Below are 18,408 nucleotides of genomic sequence, written 5' to 3' on the forward strand. Positions count from 1 at the left end.
CATGGACGTCTCCCTGCGGCCCGTGCACGACAGCGATCTGCCGGTCTTCTACCGGCAGCTCAACGACCCGGACGCGCTGCGCATGGCGGCCTTCACCCCCGAGGACCCCACCGACCAGGACCGCTTCGGCGCCCACTGGGCCCGCATCCGCACCTCACCGGACATCGTGGTGCGCACGGTCCTGGGCGACGGTGACGTGGTGGGCCACGCCTCCGTGTACGGGGAGCCGGGCGAGCTCGAGGTGACGTACTGGATCGACCGCGCCCACTGGGGCAAGGGCGTCGCCACCGCCGCGCTGCGCGCACTGCTGGCGGAGGTGACCGAGCGCCCGCTGTACGCGCGCGTGGCCGCGGACAACGCGGGGTCGCTGCGGGTGCTGCGGCGGTGCGGTTTCGAGGTCTCCGCGCGCACCACCGGGTACGCGCCCGCGCGGGGTGCGGAGATCGAGGAGCTCGTGCTCACGCTGGGAGGCTGATGCGGTCCTCCCCCGCGCGGCGGAGGCGGATCGTCGTCGTGCAGGAGGTGCCGGCGGGCGGGCGGGCGCGAGTCTGAGGGCATGTCGCAGACACTCGCCCCCGCCGTCGCCACCGTCGGCCCCGCACTCCCCCGCTCCCGCAGGCTGCTGCGCGCCGTCGCCGTCGTGGCCTGCCTGCCCTACCTGTCCCTCAAGACGATCTGGGTGGCCGGCAGTCATGTCGGCATCCCGGCGGGCAGTCCGCTGCTGGACCACGACACCGCGATGGTCGTCGCGAACGTGGTCACCGTCGCGATGGACGGCGCCGTGATCGTGCTGGCGCTGCTGCTGACCCGGCCGTGGGGCCGCGCGGTGCCCGCGTGGCTGCTCGCGGCGCCGATGTGGGTCGCGGCCGGGCTGCTGGCGCCGGTCATGGCCGGCTATCCGCTCCAGCTGCTGGTGCGCGCGTTCGGCGGGGGTGCGGCGGGCACGTCCGGCGGCGGAGGCGAGCCCTTCCTGCACGAGTGGGTGTTCGCCGTCGTCTACATCGGGTTCATCGTCCAGGGCCTCGCGCTGGGCGCCCTGTTCGCGCTGTACGCCCGGGACCGCTGGGGTCACCTGTGGCGCGGCCGGATGGGGGACCTGCCCATCGGTCCGGCGGGCACGGCGCAGCGGGTCACCGCGGTGGCGGCCACCGTGCTCGCGCTGTTCCCGCTGACCCTGCGGGCCGTCTGGGCCCTGGGCGGCACGACCGGGCTGAGCGCGGGCGTGCTCGCGGACCGCGGCAGCGACTTCCACGTCCTGGAGTCCTTGTACGTCGTCTACATCCTGGCCGCGGTCACCGGTGGTGTCCTGCTGGCCTTCCGCCGGGTTCCGGCGCTGCCGGTGCGGGTGCCGCTCGCCCTCGCCGGGATCGGATCCGGTGCCGTGGCCTGCTGGGGCGGCTGGATGGCGGCGGCCGCCCTGGTCACCGGGGGAGATCCCGCCGACCGTCCGACGGGGCTGATGCTGCTGGCCTACGCTGGCCAGATGATCGTCGGCCTGCTCGTCGCCCTCGTCGCCGCCCGGTTCCTCGCGGCACGGTCCGCCGGGGCCGTGCGGCCCCCGCTGGCGTGAGGGCGTTCGCCCGGCCGCTGTTCGGCCGGCGGGCGCGGCTGCGCTGGATCCACCTGATCCTGGGCGGCGCGCTCGCCATGCCGTACGTCCTGGTCGGCGCGATCGTCGTCGGTCCCGTGGCCGGCTCCGACGACGTCTTCTCGTCGTTCCCCCTGCACCTCTCCTCGTTCGCCGTGGGGTTGCCGCTCGCCGCCGTCACCTCCCTGTTCCCGCTGACCCGGCCGCTGGAGAGCGCCGCCGTGCGCTGGCTGTGCGGGGTGGAGGCGGACCGGCTCGCCGACGGGCCCGCCCGCGGCCGGGCCGCCAAGGGCCGTACGGCGCTGTGGTTCACGCTGCATCTGGCGTTCGGCGGGATCCTCGCGGGGATGTCGCTGGCGGTGCCGCCGTTCGCGGCCGTACTGATCGTGATGCCCCTCACCTCGGGGGCGTGGCACAACCGGCTCGGGTTCCCGGAGGTGTTCGACCACACGTGGGCGATGGCGCTCGCACCGGTCGCGGGCGCGGCGTCGCTGCTGGCGCTGGCCGGCTGTGCGGCGGGGGCCGGGGCGCTGCTGGCCCGCTGGGCGCCCGCGCTGCTCGGCCCCACCCCCGAGGACCGGCTCGCCGCCGCCGAGGCACGCGCCGCCGACCTCGCCGTACGCAACCGGCTGGCGCGGGAGCTGCACGACTGTGTGGGGCACGCGCTGAGCGCGGTGACCTTGCAGGCGAGCGCGGCCCGCCGGGTCCTGGACGCCGACCCGGGGTTCGCCCGCGAGGCCCTCGCCGCGATCGAGGAGACCACCCGGCGCACGGTGGGCGAACTCGACGCGGTACTCGGTCTGCTGCGGGACGGCGATGCCCCCGGTACGGCCCCGGCGCCCACCCTCGCCGCCGACCTGGACGATCTGCTGCGCCGCACCCGGGCGGGCGGGCTGAAGGTGACGGCCACGGTCGGGGCGCCGCTCCAGGCCCTGCCGCCGGTGCTCTCCCGCGAGGCCTACCGCATCGTGCAGGAGGGTCTGAGCAACGCCCTCAAACACGCCGGTGACGGAGCCGAGGTGACCCTGCGCGTCGAACTGCGCGACGGCCGCCTGGAGCTCACCGTGGAGAACCCCCTGCCGTCCGCTCCCGTCACCCGCCCCGGCGGCGGCCACGGCCTGCCCGGCATCGAGTCCCGCGCCCGCGTGCTGGGCGGCACGGCCCACGCGGGTCCGGCCGGGGACACCTGGCGCCTGCACGTACGCCTTCCGAGCCGTGCGACACCCTGACCCCGAACGCCCCACCACCTCAAGGAAGTGCCATGACCGCCCCCGCCCCGATCCGTGTCGTCCTCGCCGACGACGAGCGCATGGTGCGCACCGCTCTGCGGGCCATCCTGTCGGCCGAGGCGGATCTGGAGGTGGTCGGCGAGGCGGCCACGGGGGCGGAGGCGGTCGCCGTGGTGCGGGAGCTGCGGCCCGACGTGGTGCTGATGGACGTCCGGATGCCGGAGATCGACGGCATCCGCGCCACCGAGCAGATCCTCGCCGGTCTGGACGAACCGCCGCGGATCGTCGTCGTCACCACCTTCGAGAACGACTCGTACGTGTACGACGCCCTGCGCGTGGGGGCCGCCGGGTTCCTCCTGAAGCGGTCGGACGCCGACGCGCTCGTCGGGGCGGTGCGACTGGTGGCGCGCAGCGACAGCCTGCTGTTCCCGGCGGCGGTCCGCGCGCTCGCCGCCGAACACGCGCGCGCGTGCGCCGCGCCTCCCGCGTGGGTGGCGCGGCTGACCGGGCGCGAGAGCGAGGTACTGCGGCACATGGCGGCCGGGCTGACCAACGCGGAGATCGCCCGGCGGATGGAGGTCGGCGCCGCGACGGTGAAGACGCACGTGGCCTCCGTGCTGGCCAAGACGGGCGCCCGGGACCGCACCCAGGCCGTCATCGCGGCCTACGAGTCGGGCTTCCTGCGCAATCCGTGACCGGCGTCCCGCCCGCCGGTCCCTTCGCCCGCTTCGTGAACGCGCGAACCCGCCCGGCCGCGAGGGGTGGACGTCCGTCCGGAGATCCGGAAGAACCGGTCGAGGCTGTTCACCGTGGGTGGCCCGGCTTCGGGTCGGCCGGCCGTCTGCCGCGCCCCGGGCACGGCAACCATCCCTCGGTACCTGGGCGATCGACCCGGTGATGATGGCTGGATCGTGCCCGCGGTGAACCTCGTTCCGGTGGGGTTCGTGTTACGGATTCGTATGCCGACCGGCCAGACGCTGTTCGACCCTCCGCACGAACCCGTGAAGGATCACTGCTACGCTCCGGAACCCGCGCCGGTCGGCTCCGGACGTCCACATGTCATCTACATGACACACACCCGGTCACCGGTGCCCCGTCGGGCGCCCGGCGCCGCTGCGAGAGGAGGTCGCCCGTGGGCACCGTCGTCGACGATGCCGCCTCCGTGGAGTTCCACGCGTTCTTCGAGCGCCATTACGCCGAACTGTCCCGGCTGGCCCATCTGCTGACGGGTGAGGCGGACATCGCCGACGATCTGGCGGCGGACGCGCTGCTGGCGCTGTGGCACCGCTGGGACCGGGTGCGCGCCGCCGACCATCCGGTGGCGTACGCCCGGGGGGTGGTGGCCAACCTGGCCCGTACCCGCATCCGCAGCGCGGTGCGCGAGCGGCGGCGGATCGCGCTGTTCTGGTCGCCGCGCGAGGAACGGACCGAGAACCCCGACGTGCCGGGCGTGGTGGACGTGCAGGAGGCGCTGCGCCGGCTGCCGTTCCGCAAGCGGGCGTGCGTGGTGCTGCGGCACGCCTTCGACCTGTCCGAGAAGGACACCGCGCTGGCCCTCGGCATCTCGGTGGGTACGGTGAAGAGCCAGACCTCGAAGGGGATGACCGAACTGCAGCGGCTGCTGGGCACGCGGGAGGTACCGCGTCGGGTGCACGCGGCGGTGGCGGCGACCGCCCGCGGGGACGAGGGCGGGAGCGTGCGCGAGCGCGCCGACGAGGCCACGGGAAGGGACCGATGACGACGCGGCGGGACGTGCACGAGGAACTGCGCGCCCGGCTGCACGAGGCGGCCGGGGCGCACGAGCCCGACCGGGAGCGCATCCTGGCCCGGGTGGAGCGCGGCATGGCCGGCCCGGCCCGTCCGGACCACCGGGCCACGCGGCCGCCGGTGTTCGGCTGGGTCCGGGTGGCGGGCGCGACGGCGGCGGTGGCCGGGGTGCTGGCGGTGGGCGGTTACGCGGTCGCGTCCGCGGTGAAGGGCGAGGAGGCTCCCCCGCAGCGGCAGGTGGCCGTGTCGCCGACGACCACACCGTCCCCGGACGCGACGAGCCGGGCGCCCGAGCCGCCGGTGCACCCCCCACCGAAGACGGACCGGTCCCAGGACACCGCGGCTCCCCCGGCCGGCACGCCGAGTTCGTCCGGCGGCGCCTCCCGGCCACCGGCCGGTGTCGAGGACGGGCCGCTGTGGTCGGACGGCTCGGTGGACCCGCACAGCAACGAGTTCTGGGCGCAGAGCAACGTCACGCTGAAGACGAGCGTCCGGCTGACGGCGCTCACCGTGGAACTGCGGGTCGCGCAGACCGGCGGGGTGACCTCCACGGGTGCCTGGCGTTCGCTGCCCGAGGACGACTTCGCGCTCACGGTGGACGAGCGGGACGGCTTCCTCGTCTACACCTGGACGCTCAAGGAGGGCCGTACGGTCGAGCCCGGCGCGTGGATGTTCGCGGGGCAGTACGACCACGAGCGCGGCGGCCGGGACGCCGGGGACGACACCTACGCGGCGACGGCCGCCGCCGGGTCCGAAAGGGCCGAGGTCGGCGGCGACTTCGCGGCGCAGGACGACAACGACGCGACCGGCGACGGGGATCCGTAGAAAAAGATCACCGGACACGGCAACCCTTCCCGCACCGGCGGCGACCGGAAGACGCAAAGACTCTCCGTACGCAAGGACATTGCGCATGACTGCACAACCCGAACAGCGCGTCTCCCACCGCCGCCGGACCACCAAGCGGCGGGCCGTGATCGCCTCGGTCTCCGCGCTCGGCCTCACGGGCGCGGCGATCGTCACCACGACGATGCTGTCCACCGCGGGCGCCGCGTCGTCCTGGCCGTCCGACACCGGCAGCAAGCCGGTCTCGAAGACCGTCCCGGTCTCCGGCGTCTACGACGGCGGCATGAAGAAGTTCTACGGCACCGGCGCCCTGGGCGGCGACGGCCAGGACGAGGGCCAGGACCCGATCTTCGAGCTGGCCGACGGCGCCACGCTGAAGAACGTCGTCATCGGCACCCCGGCCGCCGACGGCGTGCACTGCAAGGGCAGTTGCACGCTGGAGAACGTGTGGTGGCTGGACGTCGGCGAGGACGCGGCCAGTTTCAAGGGCACCTCGTCGTCCGCCCAGTACAAGGTGATCGGCGGCGGCGCGAAGAAGGCCGACGACAAGGTGCTCCAGTTCAACGGCGCCGGCAAGCTGACGGTGAGCGGCTTCCAGGTCGAGGACTTCGGCAAACTGGTGCGCTCCTGCGGGAACTGCAAGAAGCAGTACAAGCGCACGATCGTGCTGAGCGACATCGACGTGACCGCACCCGGCAAGTCGCTCGTCGGCATCAACACCAACTACGGCGACACGGCCACGCTGTCGAGGATCCGCATCCACGGCGACGGCAAGAAGAAGATCAAGACCTGCACCCGCTACCAGGGCAACGACTCGGGCAAGGAGCCGAAGGACCTCGGCTCCGGTCCCGACGGCACGTACTGCAAGTTCTCGGCGTCGGACCTCACCTACGACTGAGCCCCGCCGGGCCCGTGACCGGCTCCGGGCCGCCGCACCGACGTCCGGCGGCCCGGTCCCGGTGACGCCCGGGCGGACATCACCCCGGGCGGCTTCCGCGAGGGCTCCTTCGTGGTGAAGCGGGACGGCACCTACTACTTCATGTGGTCCGAGGACGACACCCGCGGCGAGGACTGCCACGTGGCCTACGCGACCGGACCGTCCCCGCTCGGCCCGTGGACCGAGCGGGGCACCATCCTGTCCAAGCGCCCCGAGTACGGCATCCTCGGCACCGGCCACCACAGCGTGGTCAACGCCCCCGGAACCGACGACTGGTACATCGTCTATCACCGGTTCGCGCTGAACGGCCCCGGCGGGCCGGGCGGGGACGGCACGCACCGGGAGACCACCGTCGACCGCCTGGAGTTCGCGGCCGACGGCACCATCGAGCCGGTGGTGCCGACCCTGGAATCGGTCCGGCCGGTGCGGCGCCGAGCCGCGGCCGCCTCACAGGACGGAGTCGAGCCAGCCGTACACCTCGTCCTGCATCACGGCGTTGAAGACGTGGCCGTACTCCGGCCACGTCTTCAGCCGCAGCCGCTCCTCGGCGCCGCGTGAACGCCAGACCGCGCGCAGCTTCCCGTACGCGACCCGCACCCCGTCGGCGGGGAACAGGGTGTCCTGCCCGCCGTGGAAGAACAGCATCGGCCGGGGCGCGGCGATGCTCGCCACGTCGGGGATGTCCAGGTGCCGGGAGAGCCCCGGGTGGAGCATGTGGAACGCCGACTGGCCGCGCAGCGTGTTGTTGCCGGGGACCATCATCTCCTTCAGGCCCGTCATCCAGCACACGCTCGCCGCCGCCGCGATGTCGTCGCTGAGGGCGGCGACCTGCCAGGCGCGGTAGCCGCCCATGGAGAACCCGACGGCGGCGACCCGGCGTTCGTCCACCCGGTCCAGGCCCGCCAGGAAGGCGGCGGCCCGCTGGTCCTCGCGGGCGAGCAGACCCGCGAGGGAGGAGCCCAGGTGGTAGAGGTTGCTCGCCAGGGCCTGCTGCTGCTCGTAGACGAGGGGGCCGCGGTCGCCCCAGCCGAGCGCGTCCAGGCACAGCACCACATGGCCGCGCCGGGCGAGTTCGTCGCCGACGAAACGTCCGTCGAAGAAGCGGTCGGCCCAGCCCCGCGCGGAGGCGAGACGGGTGTCGTCGTCCCAGGGACGGACGAGTTTCTCCTTCCCGATGTCGAACTTCGACCCGTGGTCGTGCAGCAGGAGCACCGCGGGGAAGGGCCCGGGGCCGTCCGGGGTGAGCAGGGAGCCGCGCACCCTTTCGTACCGGGTGAGGGAGACGGTCACGGACTCCCTCGTGTAGCCGTCGCCCCGGGTGCCCGCCGTGAACTCGGGCGCGTACGGGGTGTCCGCCTGCCGGTCGGTCAGCAGGAGTTCCTCGACCTTGGCGCGGGCCACCCGCCGCCATGCGCGGAAGTCCCGGACGGGTGAGGTGCCCCAGGCCAGCGGGAACCGCAGGTCGTCCTTGAGGGCGAGGTGGAAGCCCGGCAGGGTGCCGCCGGGGGGATCGGCCGCCGCGCTGCTCCCGGTGCCCGCCATGAGGGCGGCCGCGGCGGCCCCGGTGACGAACGTCCGTCGCCCCAGTGGCTCAGGGCCGCCCATGGCGCCTCCCGGTGCCGGCGTGGCGCGGTACGCGGTGCTCGACGGCCGCGGCGGAGGTGAGCGTGCCCCTACGCACGGGGCCGCCAGTCGCCGAGGTGGCTCTCCCGGGTGAGGGCGGCGGCCTCGGCGCGGGTCAGCTGGGGCCGGTTCTCGGGGACGGTGATCCGGGCGCCGGGGCCGGTGTTGCGGTATTCGGCGAACCGCTGGTCCTGCCACGGGTGGCCGCTCGCCATGGTGGTGTACGGCGCGACCGCGTCGATCCCGGCGCTCAGGTGGGTCTCCCGGACGGTGAGCATCGGGCGGGCGGTGCGGTCGGAGCTGGGCACCCAGGGGCGGGCCAGCTTGTAGTAGCCGTCGGGGGCCTCGCTGCTGATCCTGCTCCGGGTGACCAGGTAGCCGCGCGGGTTGGCACCGGCCGTGGAGGGCGCGAAGACGAAGCCGTACGGCGCGCCCGTCAGGTCCGGGCGGATCAGGGTGCGGAAGTGGCAGTGCTCGAAGACGGCGGTGGCCCGGCCGAAGACGAAGTCGACGTCGCCCTCGACGTAGCAGTGGGAGAAGTACTGGCGGGCGAAGGTGTCCAGGGAGAGCGAGTCGGCGTACAGGGTGTCCTGGTGGCCGAGGAACCGGCAGTGGCTGAAGGCGCTGCGGTCGCCCTGCACCTTGAGGGCGACGGCCTGGGTGCCGCTGGTGCCGGGGAGGTCGGTGCGCAGCCAGTCGTTGGCGAAGGTGATCCGGCGGGCGGTGAAGCCGTCGGCGCGCACGGTGGTGGTGGCGGAGCCGGAGGTGCCGTAGGTGCCGCCGCCGGGCTTGGGGGTGCCGGCCGCGTTGTCGAAGACGATCACCACGTCGCGGGGGTCCCCGGAGGCGCCGAGCCAGGTCATGCCGGTGCGGTCGGCGTCGACCGAGACCGTCTCGCGATAGGTGCCGGGCGCGATGACGAGGACGCGTCCGGCGCCGGTCGCGGCGGTCACGGCGGCCTGGACGGTGGTGAAGTCACCCGCGCCGCCGGGGTGGACGTAGAGGGTCCCGGGCGTGAGGCGGGCGGACGGTGAGCCGTACCGGCCGAACGGGCCGCGTGGCCGATGGGCGGCCACGGCCGGGGCGGCGGACAGGGCGAGGGCGGTGCCGGCCACGGCGCCGCCCAGCAGGACGTTCCTTCTGGACAGGGACGGGGACATGCGGGTGCTCCTTGACGACGGATACGGCCCGGGGCGGTCCGCACCCCGCGGTGGGGTGGAAGCGGGACCGCCCCGGCCGGTGCTCGGGGGTGTCAGCGGATACGGCCGGCGCCCGCGCCGTGCTCGACCAGGACCGGGACGATCCGGGCCGGGTGGACCGCGGTGCGCAGGGTGGGGGTCCAGCCGGCGCCGGACCGCAGGGTCTCGGCCGGGATCTCCGCGTTGTGCACGGCGATCAGGTCCACGCTCCTGCCGTTGACCCGGTTGCCCGCCGCGGTGAGCGGCGAGTCGTTCCACCGCTTGAGGATCTTCGCGGGGCTGATGCCCTTCGGCAGGGTGAAGGCGTTGTGCTCGGCGACGAGCTGGGACTCCTTGCCGATGCCGAAGCTGTAGGAGTAGCCGGCGTCCGCCACGAAGTGGTTGTTGTACACGTCCACCTGCCCGAAGCGGACGCGCGGCGCGCGCTCGACCAGGTTCGAGAACAGGTTGTGGTGGAAGGTCGCCTTCAGCTTGCCCCGGTCGCCGACGGCGGTGGACTCGCTGTCGCTGTTGCCGATCAGGATCGTCTTGTCGTGCTCGGTGAAGACGTTCCAGGAGGCGGTGACGTAGTCGGCGCCCCGGACGATGTCCAGTTCGCCGTCGTGCTGCTGGTACAGCATGCCGAAGTGGGTCGGGGCCTCGCTGTCGGGGTGCTCCCCGTCGGTGAAGGTGTTGTGGTCCAGCCAGACGTGCGTGGAGCCGTACACGACGGCGGTGTCGTACTCGGAGTTCCAGTTGCCCTGGCTGCCGTCGGTCGGGTCCCACTGCGGGAAGCAGTCGACCGGGCTCTCGAGGGTGAGGTTGCGGACGATGACGTTGTCCACGCCCTTGATCTGGAGGCTGGCGCCCTTGATGCCGGCGTTCCGGCCGACGCCGATGATCGTGGTGTTGGCGGGGATGTTCGCCTTGATGGCCGTGTCCTGCTGGGCGGCGGACGCCCTGCGCAGCCCCTCGGGGCTGTCGTCGGGCTCGGCGCTCAGGTCCCGCTCCAGGCCCCAGGTCTGCGGTGCGTACTTCTCCAGGTAGGCGTCGAAGTCGTACCCGGGCGCGGCGAACGCCTCGCAGCCCTCGAAGACCGCGTCGATGGTCCCCTTCACTTTGATGATCTTCGGCGCGCTGCCGCCGTCCGCCAGCGCGGCCTTGAATTCGGCCCAGTTGGTCACGGTGTGGACGTGCTCGGCGTCGGCGGCGGCGCCCCCGGTGGTGCCGGTGCCGTGGGAGGCCCAGCCGTCGCCCGCGCCCAGTGTCTGCCGGGCGGGGTCGTGGTGGTGCGAGGGGGAGTGCGCCTGGGCGCCGGTGCCGGTCAGGGCCAGCACGAGGGCGGTGCAGCCGGCCAGCGAGGCGGCTCTCACTCTGGCATGCCCATGCCATTTCGATCTGTTCATGGTGCGGCTCTCCTTCGTCATGGTCTGGAGGGTGTTACACGGCGGCCTCCGGCCAGGTGATCCACGACTGCGGGATCTCCTCGTCCAGCCGCCGCACGTCGCGCGGTGCGAGCACCCGGGTGCGCAGCAGCTCCCGGGCGAGAAGTCGCGCCACGGCGATCGCGCCCGGCGGGTTGAAGTGCGTGTTGTCCTGCTCGGTCGCCGTCCAGTTGAAGTACGTCTTGGTCTGCTCGGCCCCGAGCTCCTGCCACAACGCCAGCGACAGCGCCTGGATGTCGAGCAGCGCGACCTGCTCCTCCTCCGCCAGCGCCCGCATCGCCGCCGGATACTCACCGTGGCTCGGCACGGCACGGCCGTCCGCGTCGAACCGCCGCCGCTCCACGGCCGTGGCCAGCACGGGCCGGGCCCCACGGGCCCGGGCACCGTCGACGTACCGCCTCAGGTACTCCTGATACGTCGTCCAGAGCTCCGTGTGGCGGCTCGGGTCCTCCGCCTTCTCGTCGTTGTGCGCGAACTGGATCAGCAGAAGGTCTCCGGGCCGGATCGAGGAGAGGATCACATCGAGCCGTCCCTCGTCGACGAAGCTCTTGGAACTCCGCCCGTTCAGGGCGTGATTGGCGACGGTGAGATGCCGGTGCAGCAGGAAGGGCAACGCCATTCCCCACCCGGTCTCGGGCGCGGCGTCGGCGTATTTCCGGGCGGCGGTGGAGTCACCGGCGATGTAGAGGGTGCGGGAACGCCGGCCGGCCGTCGCTCGCGCGGTCCCGTTCATGGCGAGAGCGAGAGGAACGCCGATCCCGGCAACGGCGACCCGTCTACGCGTGATGGACACGAGCTGTGCCTTTCCACAGGGGTCGGTGGAGCTTCCCTTCAGGGGCGCGGGGAACCGCGCGAGCAACCGGGGACGGCCCGCAGCCGAAGCGGAACGAGCCGCCCCCGGCGAGAAGAACCCGCGTCAGCCCAACTGCTCCTGCCACTCCGCCTGAGCCTCGTTCAGCTGCCCGGCCAACGTGTCCAGGAACTCCTTGGCGCTCATGTCGCCGAGCAGGACCTTCTGGAAGTTCGGCTCGTTCTCCGCCTTGGAGATCGTGTTCCAGTCCGGCAGGTAGTACGGCAGCTGCACAATGCTCGTGGACCCGTCGCTCAGCGCCTCGGCCGCCAGCTTCGTCGGCTCCGCCTTGGCGATCCAGTCGTCCTTCGCGGCGTCCATGTGCGCCGGCACCTGCCCGGCCGCCTCGTTGAACTTCGAGCTGGACGGAGCCGACGTGGCGAACTCGATGAACTTCCAGGCGGCCTCCTTGTTCTTCGAGCCCTTGAACAGGCCGACGCCGTCGACCGGGTTGGAGACCTGGACCCGCTTTCCGCCGGGCCCGGTGGGCTGCGGAATGCCCCGGAACTTGTCGCTGCCGAGCGCCTTCACATGGTCCTGGTAGGAACCGAGGTTGTGGTTCAGCATGCCGATCTGGCCGGAGTCCCACTGCGCGACCATCTTGGTGAAGTCGTTGTTCAGGTCGGCGGCGGGGGTGACCTTCTTGAACAGGGCCGCGTACTTCTCCAGGGCCTCGATGTTCTTCGGGTCGTTGACCGTGGTCTTCTTGCCGGTGGAGTCCCAGAACGAGGTGATGCCGGACTGGCCGTACATCGCGTCCAGGGCCTGGGCGATGGAGCCGGCGCCACCGCGGATGGTGTAACCGAACTCGTTGCTGCCCTTCTTCGTGAGCTTCTCCGCGGCGTCGTAGAACCGGTCCCAGGTGGTCGGCTCCTCCAGGCCCGCCTTCTCGAACAGGTCGGTGCGGTAGTAGAGGACGCCGTTGTTCGCCGAGGTCGGGATCGAGTACAGCTTGTTGTCGCCGCCGCCGGCGGCCCGCAGCGACTCGATCATGTCCTTGTTGAGCTTGCCGTTCAGGGGGGACTTGGCCAGCCGGAAGTCCAGCGAGTCGAGCGCGCCCTGGGCGGCGAAGCCCGCGAGCATGGACGCGGTGACGCCGCCGACGTCCGGCAGGCCGCCGCCCTGGATGGCGGTGTCGACCTTGGACTGGTACTCGGTGGAGGCGATACCGACGTACTGGACGTCGATGTCCGGGTTCGCCTTCTCGAAGTCGGCGATGATCTCCTTCCAGATGTCGGTGCGGACACCGCCGTTGTTGTCCCAGAAGACGATCTTGCCCTTGCCGCTGCCCTCGGCGCCGTCGCCGCCGCCCGCGCCGCTGCCGTCGTCGCCGCAGGCGGTGGCGGTCAGGGCGAGCACGGCCCCCAGGGCGACGGCGGCCGACGTCCGGCGCCTGCCTGTGCTGCTTCTGCGAATGCTGATCATCATTGGTCGGCTCTCTTCTTCTGGATCCAACGGACTGTGAAGTTGTGGACGGGTCGGTCAGGACGGCCCGGCGGCGGTCAGCCGTGCGCCGGGGCGCCGATCCCGAACCGGGTGAACGTGGCGGCACCGGCGTGTCCCTGACCGGTGGGCGCCAGGGCGACCAGACCGAGCAGAGCTCCGACCCAGCGCCACGGAGTGGCGGCGAAGACCTGCCCGGAAGGGCGGAAGCCGTCGCCGGTGTCGTACGAGAAGCGGCAGCGCGCACCGGCGCCTATGTCGATGCGCAGCCGGGCCCGGCCCTCTGGAGCGAGCCGCGGGTGATCGGCGTCCCGTTCCCTGTCGGCGACCGCCTCGGCGAACCGGTGCACCAGATGCACCGCGCCGTCCGCGCCCCGCTGGAGCCCGATCCAGCGATACGCGTCCCCGAGGACCGCGAGCCCGGCGCGCGCCCCCGGCTCCTCGCTGTCGAGCCGCAGCTCCACCTCGACGGTGCACGGCGTGCCGGGCAGCCGCTGGGTGAGCACGTTGGGCACCTTGCGCAGGTCGTGCGCCTCGGCGGAGCGCACGCAGGTCAGCCGCAGTCCGTCGGCGGAGTGCTGGGTGGCCCAGCCGTCCCTCGGGTTGGCGGCCCACTGCCACTGGCGGCCGTGCCGTCCGCCGGGGAAGTCGTCGTCGGTGGCCGGCGCGGCCGGCGGCTGCGCCGGCAGGTCCGGGCGGCGGTGGACGGCGACCGGGGCGCCGTCGTCCCCGAGCACCGGCCACCCTCCCTCACCGTCCCAGCGCATCGGCTGGAGGTGGACCACCCTGCCGTACGCCCCACGCTGCTGGAAGTGCAGGAACCAGTCCTCGCCGGACGGGGTGCGCACCCAGCCGCCCTGGTGGGGGCCGTTGACGTCGGTGTCCTTCTGCTCCAGGACGACCTTCTCCTCGTACGGCCCGAAGAACGCGCGGGAGCGGAAGGCGCCCTGCCAGCCGGTCTCCACTCCCCCGGCGGGGGCGAGGATCCAGAACCAGCCGTCGTGCCGGTAGAGCTTGGGCCCCTCCAGGGTGAACCAGCCGGGGATCCGGTCGCCGTCGACGATCACCTTGCCCTCGTCGAGGAGTTCGGTGCCGTGGGGGTGCATCCGGTGGCCGGTGAGGCGGTTCTTGACACCGCTGCGGGACTTGGCCCAGGCGTGCACGAGATACGCCTCGCCGGTCTCCTCGTCCCACAGGGGGCACGGGTCGATCAGTCCCTTGCCGGCCTTCACCAGGAGCGGTCGCGTCCACGGGCCGCGGATCTCGGGGGCGTTGACCTGGAAGATGCCCTGGTCGGGGTCGCCCCAGAAGATCCAGAAGCGGTCGTCGTGGTGGCGCAGGGACGGGGCCCACACGCCGCAGTCGTGGCGGGGCACGGCGAACTCGGCCTCGGGTTCGAGGCGGTCCAGGGCGTGCCCGACGAGGGTCCAGTTGACCAGGTCCCGGGAGTGCAGCAGGGGCAGTCCGGGGACGCGGCCGAAGCTGGAGGCGGTCAGGTAGAAGTCGTCGCCGACACGGATCACGTCCGGGTCGGACCAGTCGGCGTTCAGGACCGGGTTGCGGTAGGTGGACTCCGTCTGTCCGGCGGTCACGGGCTCACCGCCTTGCGGACCAGGGCGGCGGCGTCGTCCCGGCCGAGGCGGCCGTCGGCGACGACGGTGACGATGCGGCGGACCACGGTCTCGCCGGGCGGGACCGTCAGCCGTGCCTCGTGGGCGAGGGAGGAGCCGACGCCCGGGTATGCGGCGGTGCGCACGAACCAGGGGTCGCGCCGGGTCGGTGCGGTGACCCCGGCGAAGACCAGGGTCCAGGTGGATCCGGCGAGCGCGAGCCAGTCGGCGGGGCGGCCGTGGACCTCGCTCTCCCCCTCGGCGCCGGCGGTGAAGACGTCCGGTGCCGTCTCCTCCTTGCGGGCCCGCCAGAAGAAGCCGCCGTAGGCCGCGCCGGGGCGGCCGTTGGTGGCCGGGCTGCCGAGGGAGAGCGGGGCGGAGGTGATGTTGGTGAGGGAGAAGGTGAAATCCAGCGCCCAGGCCGTGTCGGTGAGTTCGGTGGCCGCCACCGTGCGGCGTTCGCGCAGCAGCTCGCCCGGCGCGGCCACCCAGCGCAGCTCCTCCACGAACCCGTCGGGGTCGCGCAGCTGGTAGGCGGTGTGCCGCTGGGAGCCGTGGTTGTCCAGCTCGGTCGGGCCCCGGTCGCGGACGTAGGTGCGCCCGCCCCAGAAGTTGAACCCCTCGACGTCGGGAACGGCGACACCGACGCCGAGGTGGTGTGCGTGGTCGGCGGGGCTCAGCTCGGTGACCGCCGTACCGGCCAGGGTGGTGACGGGGTGCAGATACGGCCGCGGGGAGAGCCGGGCCGGCAGTTCGGGCCGGGTGACGTACCGGCCGACGGGCCGGCCCGCGACGCGCAGGACCACGGAGTCGTTGCCGGTCATCGGGTGCTCACCTCTTTCGGCAGGTGGTGCAGGGGCGGCGCCCAGGGGGCGCCCAGCTCGGAGTAGAGGGACAGGGTGTCGGCGGCGGCCGTGACGAGGCCGTCGATGCCGGGCACGACACGGCGGTTCTCACCGGGGACGCGGTGCCAGGCACCGGCCGGCAGCGGGGCCGGGTCGGGGGCCTGCCGGATCGCCTCGACGACCTTCATGAAGGCGCCCGTCCCGTCCGGGGTGACCAGGAGCGGGGTGCCGTCGGTGAGGTGGGCGACGAGGTTCGCCAGCAGGTCGGTGCGGCCGAACCGCATCTCCTCGGGGCCGTGCTCCGCGCGCTGGAGCAGCACGCGGTCCTGCTTGTACCAGAGGGTGATCCGGCCGCGGGTGCCGTGCACCACGACGTACGGCTCGTCGGCCCGCTCGGCGCACAGCGTCGCGGCGACGGTGACCGGCCCGCCCCGCGCGGTGGTGATCCGTACGCAGGAGGTGTCGTCGGACTCGATGTCGTTGGCGCGCAGCAGTTCGGTCTCGATGCCGGTGACGTCCTCGGCGCGGGTGCTGTCGCCGAGCGCGAGGGCGGTGGCGACGGCGTGGGCGAGCGGGTTGGTCAGCGCCCCGTCGATCACGTCGACGCCGTTCAGCCGCCGCCGGCCCGCCCAGGGCGCCCGCCGGAAGTACTCCTCGGGCCGCACCCAGGCACCGGCCCCGCCGATCCCCTGCACCCGGCCGACGGCGCCCTGCGCGACCAGTTCCCGGATCGCGGGCACGGCGTGCGAGCCGAGCGACTGGAATCCGATCTGGCAGGCGACCCCGGCCGCGGCGACCCCGTCGGCCATCCGGCGGAACTCGGCGTACGACGGAGCCGGCGGCTTCTCCAGCAGGAGGTGCACGCCCCGCGCCGCCGCCGCGAGGGCCAGGTCGGTGTGGGTGGGGATCGGGGTGCAGATCACCGCGACGCGGGCGCCGGTGGAGTCCAGCAGCGCGCCGAAGTCGGCGGACTGCTCGGGGAGCTCCCCGCCGAACTCCTCCTCGGTGAGCGGGGTGAGCTCGCAGATGCCCACGAGCCGTACGAGGCCCTCCGCCTGGAGCCGGCGGATGTTCGCCACGTGCCAGCGGCCGTGGCCGCGGGCGCCGGCGAGGACGACGGGGACCGGGTCGCCGGGTGCGGTCCGGGGTTCCGTCATCCCTTCACCGCCCCCGCGCTGAACCCGGTGATCAGCCACTTCTGGATGAAGGCGAAGACGATCACGACGGGGACGGCCGCGATGATGCCGCCCGCGGCGAGGGCGCCGAGGTCGACGCTGTCCGCGCTCATGAGGGTGTTGAGGCCGACCGGGATGGTCTGCTTCTCCTGGTTGTTGAGGAACATCAGGGCGAACAGGAAGTGGTTCCAGGAGTGGACGAAGGCGAAGGAGCCGACGGCGATCAGACCGGGCCGCAGCAGCGGCAGGACGACGATCCTGAACGACGTCATCCGGTTGCAGCCGTCGACCCAGGCGGCCTCCTCCAGGGTGTACGGCACGTTCTTGATGAAGTTGCTGATCAGGATCATCGACAGCGGCAGCTGGAAGACCGTCTCGGCGATGATGACGCTGCCGAGGGAGTTGATCATCTGCAGCCCGGCGAAGATCTCGAACAGCGGGACCAGCAGCAGCGCGCCGGGCACGAACTGGGAGCACAGCAGGCCCAGCATGAACGCCCGCTTGATCTTGAAGTCGAACCGGGCGAGGGCGTAGCCGCCGGCCAGGGCGACCAGCGTCGTCATGATCAGGGTGGCGACGCCGACCAGCACGCTGTTGTAGAAGAAGGTGCCGAAGCTGCGGTCCGTCCACACCTTCTCGAAGTGGACGAAGGTCATCGGCCAGGGCACCAGCGAGGTCGAGCCGGCCGGGCGCAGCGCGAAGAGCAGGATCCAGTAGAAGGGGATGAGGGTGAAGACGAGGTAGATGCCCAGGGGCAGGTAGATCTGCCAGCGGGGTGCCTCGTCCCAGGCCCGGCGCCGCTTCGTCGGGCGGGGCGCTGCGGGGGCGGCGTGCGCGGGAGCGGGGGCGGCCTTGGTGGCCTCGGTGGTGATCACTTGCTTTCGCCTCCGAACTTGCTCAGCCGCAGGTAGACCATCGAGCAGAAGAGCAGGATCACGAACGCGACCGTGGTGAGGGCCGACGCGTAGCCGAAGTTGTGGGCGTCGATCGAGGTGTTGGCGATGTACAGCGGCAGCGTCGTGGTCTCGCCCGCGGGTCCGCCGCCGGTCAGCGTGTAGAGCAGGTCGACGTTGTTGAACTCCCACACCGCGCGCAGCAGCGTGGACAGGATGATGGCGTCCTTCAGGTGCGGCAGCGTGATGTGCCAGAACTGCTTGATGCGGCTCGCCCCGTCGACCTCGGCGGCCTCGTAGAGGTCCTTCGAGACGGACTGGAGGTCGGCGAGGATGAGGATGGCGAAGAAGGGGACGCCCCGCCACAGGTCGGCGACGACCACCGCCGGGAAGACCGTGGAGGTGTCCGACAGCCAGCTGACGCCGTAGTCGCCGACGCCCATGTCCGCGAGGTAGCGGGTGATGCCGGTCTGGGAGTTGTAGAGCAGCACCCAGATCGCGGAGGTCAGCACGCCGGAGACGGCCCACGGCGAGAAGACGAGGGCGCGCCCCATGGCGCGGCCGACGAAGGTCTGGTTGACGATGAGGGCGAGCGCCAGGCCGAACAGCAGTTGCAGGCCGACCTCGACGAACACCCACTTGGCGCTGAAGACCAGCGTGTCCCAGAACAGCGGGTCGTCGGTGAAGATGCGGGTGAAGTTGTCGAAGCCCGCGTAGCCGTTCCGCCAGGGTTTGGTGGGGTTGTAGTTCTGCAGGCTGTAATAGAAGACGCTGATGACCGGGTATGCGATGAAACCCAGCATGAGCAGGGCGGCCGGCGCGATCAGCAGGTAGGGAAGCCTGCGGGGCGTGGCGGAGGCACGGCGCCGCCGGGGTGGCGCGGGCGGTTTCGCCACGGCTGCGGCATGGGCCATGACTGTTCTCCGTTTCTCGGTACGTCGTGCTGTGTGGTGCGTGAGCGGGTGAAGCGCTTTCTTCGTAG

Annotated in this window: 17 protein-coding genes and 1 pseudogene; 8 read left to right on the forward strand and 10 right to left on the reverse strand. The window is 72.4% G+C overall.

The window, feature by feature from the left end:
* Position 1: 1 nt before the first annotated feature.
* The 8 genes and pseudogenes from IE178_RS24530 to IE178_RS24565 form a co-directional block, all read left to right on the forward strand.
* Entirely contained in the window at positions 2–475 is a 474-nt protein-coding gene (locus IE178_RS24530) for a GNAT family N-acetyltransferase (protein WP_193513802.1), read from the forward strand.
* An 81-nt stretch (positions 476–556) separates the two neighbouring features.
* On the forward strand, positions 557–1,570 hold the full coding sequence (locus IE178_RS24535) for a hypothetical protein (RefSeq protein ID WP_193513803.1): 1,014 nt from the start codon (positions 557–559) through the stop codon (positions 1,568–1,570).
* Positions 1,567–2,817, forward strand: coding sequence for a sensor histidine kinase (locus IE178_RS24540; protein WP_193513804.1), 1,251 nt, complete (start codon positions 1,567–1,569; stop codon positions 2,815–2,817). Before IE178_RS24535 ends, IE178_RS24540 begins: the two co-directional genes overlap by 4 nt.
* Positions 2,818–2,849: 32 nt before the next feature.
* Positions 2,850–3,512: a response regulator transcription factor gene (locus IE178_RS24545; RefSeq protein WP_184763575.1), complete on the forward strand. Its 663-nt coding sequence runs from the start codon at positions 2,850–2,852 to the stop codon at positions 3,510–3,512.
* A gap of 437 nt (positions 3,513–3,949) precedes the next feature.
* Positions 3,950–4,555, forward strand: coding sequence for a SigE family RNA polymerase sigma factor (locus tag IE178_RS24550; protein ID WP_184763574.1), 606 nt, complete (start codon positions 3,950–3,952; stop codon positions 4,553–4,555).
* Positions 4,552–5,409, forward strand: a complete 858-nt coding sequence (locus IE178_RS24555) for a hypothetical protein (RefSeq protein WP_193513805.1) — start codon at positions 4,552–4,554, stop codon at positions 5,407–5,409. The genes IE178_RS24550 and IE178_RS24555 overlap by 4 nt, the downstream gene beginning before the upstream one ends.
* 85 nt (positions 5,410–5,494) lie before the next feature.
* Complete coding sequence (locus tag IE178_RS24560) at positions 5,495–6,325, forward strand: pectate lyase (protein ID WP_184763572.1); 831 nt, start codon at positions 5,495–5,497, stop codon at positions 6,323–6,325.
* A gap of 75 nt (positions 6,326–6,400) precedes the next feature.
* Positions 6,401–6,796, forward strand: a pseudogene (locus tag IE178_RS24565) (family 43 glycosylhydrolase); the annotation flags it as partial.
* A 15-nt stretch (positions 6,797–6,811) separates the two neighbouring features.
* On the opposite strand, the gene IE178_RS24570 reads toward IE178_RS24565, so the two are convergent.
* The 10 genes from IE178_RS24570 to IE178_RS24615 all read right to left on the reverse strand — a co-directional run bounded on the left by IE178_RS24570 (position 6,812) and on the right by IE178_RS24615 (position 18,340).
* Positions 6,812–7,969, reverse strand: coding sequence for a dienelactone hydrolase family protein (locus IE178_RS24570; RefSeq protein ID WP_193513806.1), 1,158 nt, complete (start codon positions 7,967–7,969; stop codon positions 6,812–6,814).
* Between the two features lie 68 nt (positions 7,970–8,037).
* The gene (locus IE178_RS24575; RefSeq protein WP_184763570.1) at positions 8,038–9,147 is read right to left on the reverse strand and encodes a pectinesterase family protein; all 1,110 of its coding nucleotides are present in this window, start codon (positions 9,145–9,147) and stop codon (positions 8,038–8,040) included.
* Positions 9,148–9,239: 92 nt separating this feature from the next.
* Entirely contained in the window at positions 9,240–10,571 is a 1,332-nt protein-coding gene (locus tag IE178_RS24580) for a pectate lyase family protein (protein ID WP_193513807.1), read from the reverse strand.
* Between the two features lie 34 nt (positions 10,572–10,605).
* A complete protein-coding gene (locus tag IE178_RS24585; protein ID WP_193513808.1) occupies positions 10,606–11,403 on the reverse strand; it encodes a rhamnogalacturonan acetylesterase in 798 nt (265 codons plus the stop codon).
* 123 nt (positions 11,404–11,526) lie between these two features.
* Positions 11,527–12,888, reverse strand: a complete 1,362-nt coding sequence (locus tag IE178_RS24590) for an ABC transporter substrate-binding protein (RefSeq protein ID WP_193513809.1) — start codon at positions 12,886–12,888, stop codon at positions 11,527–11,529.
* 74 nt (positions 12,889–12,962) lie between these two features.
* Entirely contained in the window at positions 12,963–14,495 is a 1,533-nt protein-coding gene (locus IE178_RS24595; protein WP_193513810.1) for a glycoside hydrolase family 43 protein, read from the reverse strand.
* Positions 14,492–15,337, reverse strand: a complete 846-nt coding sequence (locus IE178_RS24600; protein ID WP_184763565.1) for a DUF6807 domain-containing protein — start codon at positions 15,335–15,337, stop codon at positions 14,492–14,494. The genes IE178_RS24595 and IE178_RS24600 overlap by 4 nt, the downstream gene beginning before the upstream one ends.
* Entirely contained in the window at positions 15,334–16,515 is a 1,182-nt protein-coding gene (locus IE178_RS24605; RefSeq protein ID WP_193513811.1) for a Gfo/Idh/MocA family protein, read from the reverse strand. Before IE178_RS24605 ends, IE178_RS24600 begins: the two co-directional genes overlap by 4 nt.
* Complete coding sequence (locus IE178_RS24610; RefSeq protein WP_193513812.1) at positions 16,512–17,408, reverse strand: carbohydrate ABC transporter permease; 897 nt, start codon at positions 17,406–17,408, stop codon at positions 16,512–16,514. The genes IE178_RS24605 and IE178_RS24610 overlap by 4 nt, the downstream gene beginning before the upstream one ends.
* Complete coding sequence (locus IE178_RS24615) at positions 17,405–18,340, reverse strand: carbohydrate ABC transporter permease (protein WP_184763562.1); 936 nt, start codon at positions 18,338–18,340, stop codon at positions 17,405–17,407. Before IE178_RS24615 ends, IE178_RS24610 begins: the two co-directional genes overlap by 4 nt.
* Positions 18,341–18,408 lie beyond the last annotated feature (68 nt).

The organism is Streptomyces griseoloalbus (genome assembly GCA_014650015.1).
In the GTDB taxonomy this organism is placed as follows: Bacteria; Actinomycetota; Actinomycetes; order Streptomycetales; family Streptomycetaceae; genus Streptomyces; species Streptomyces griseoloalbus.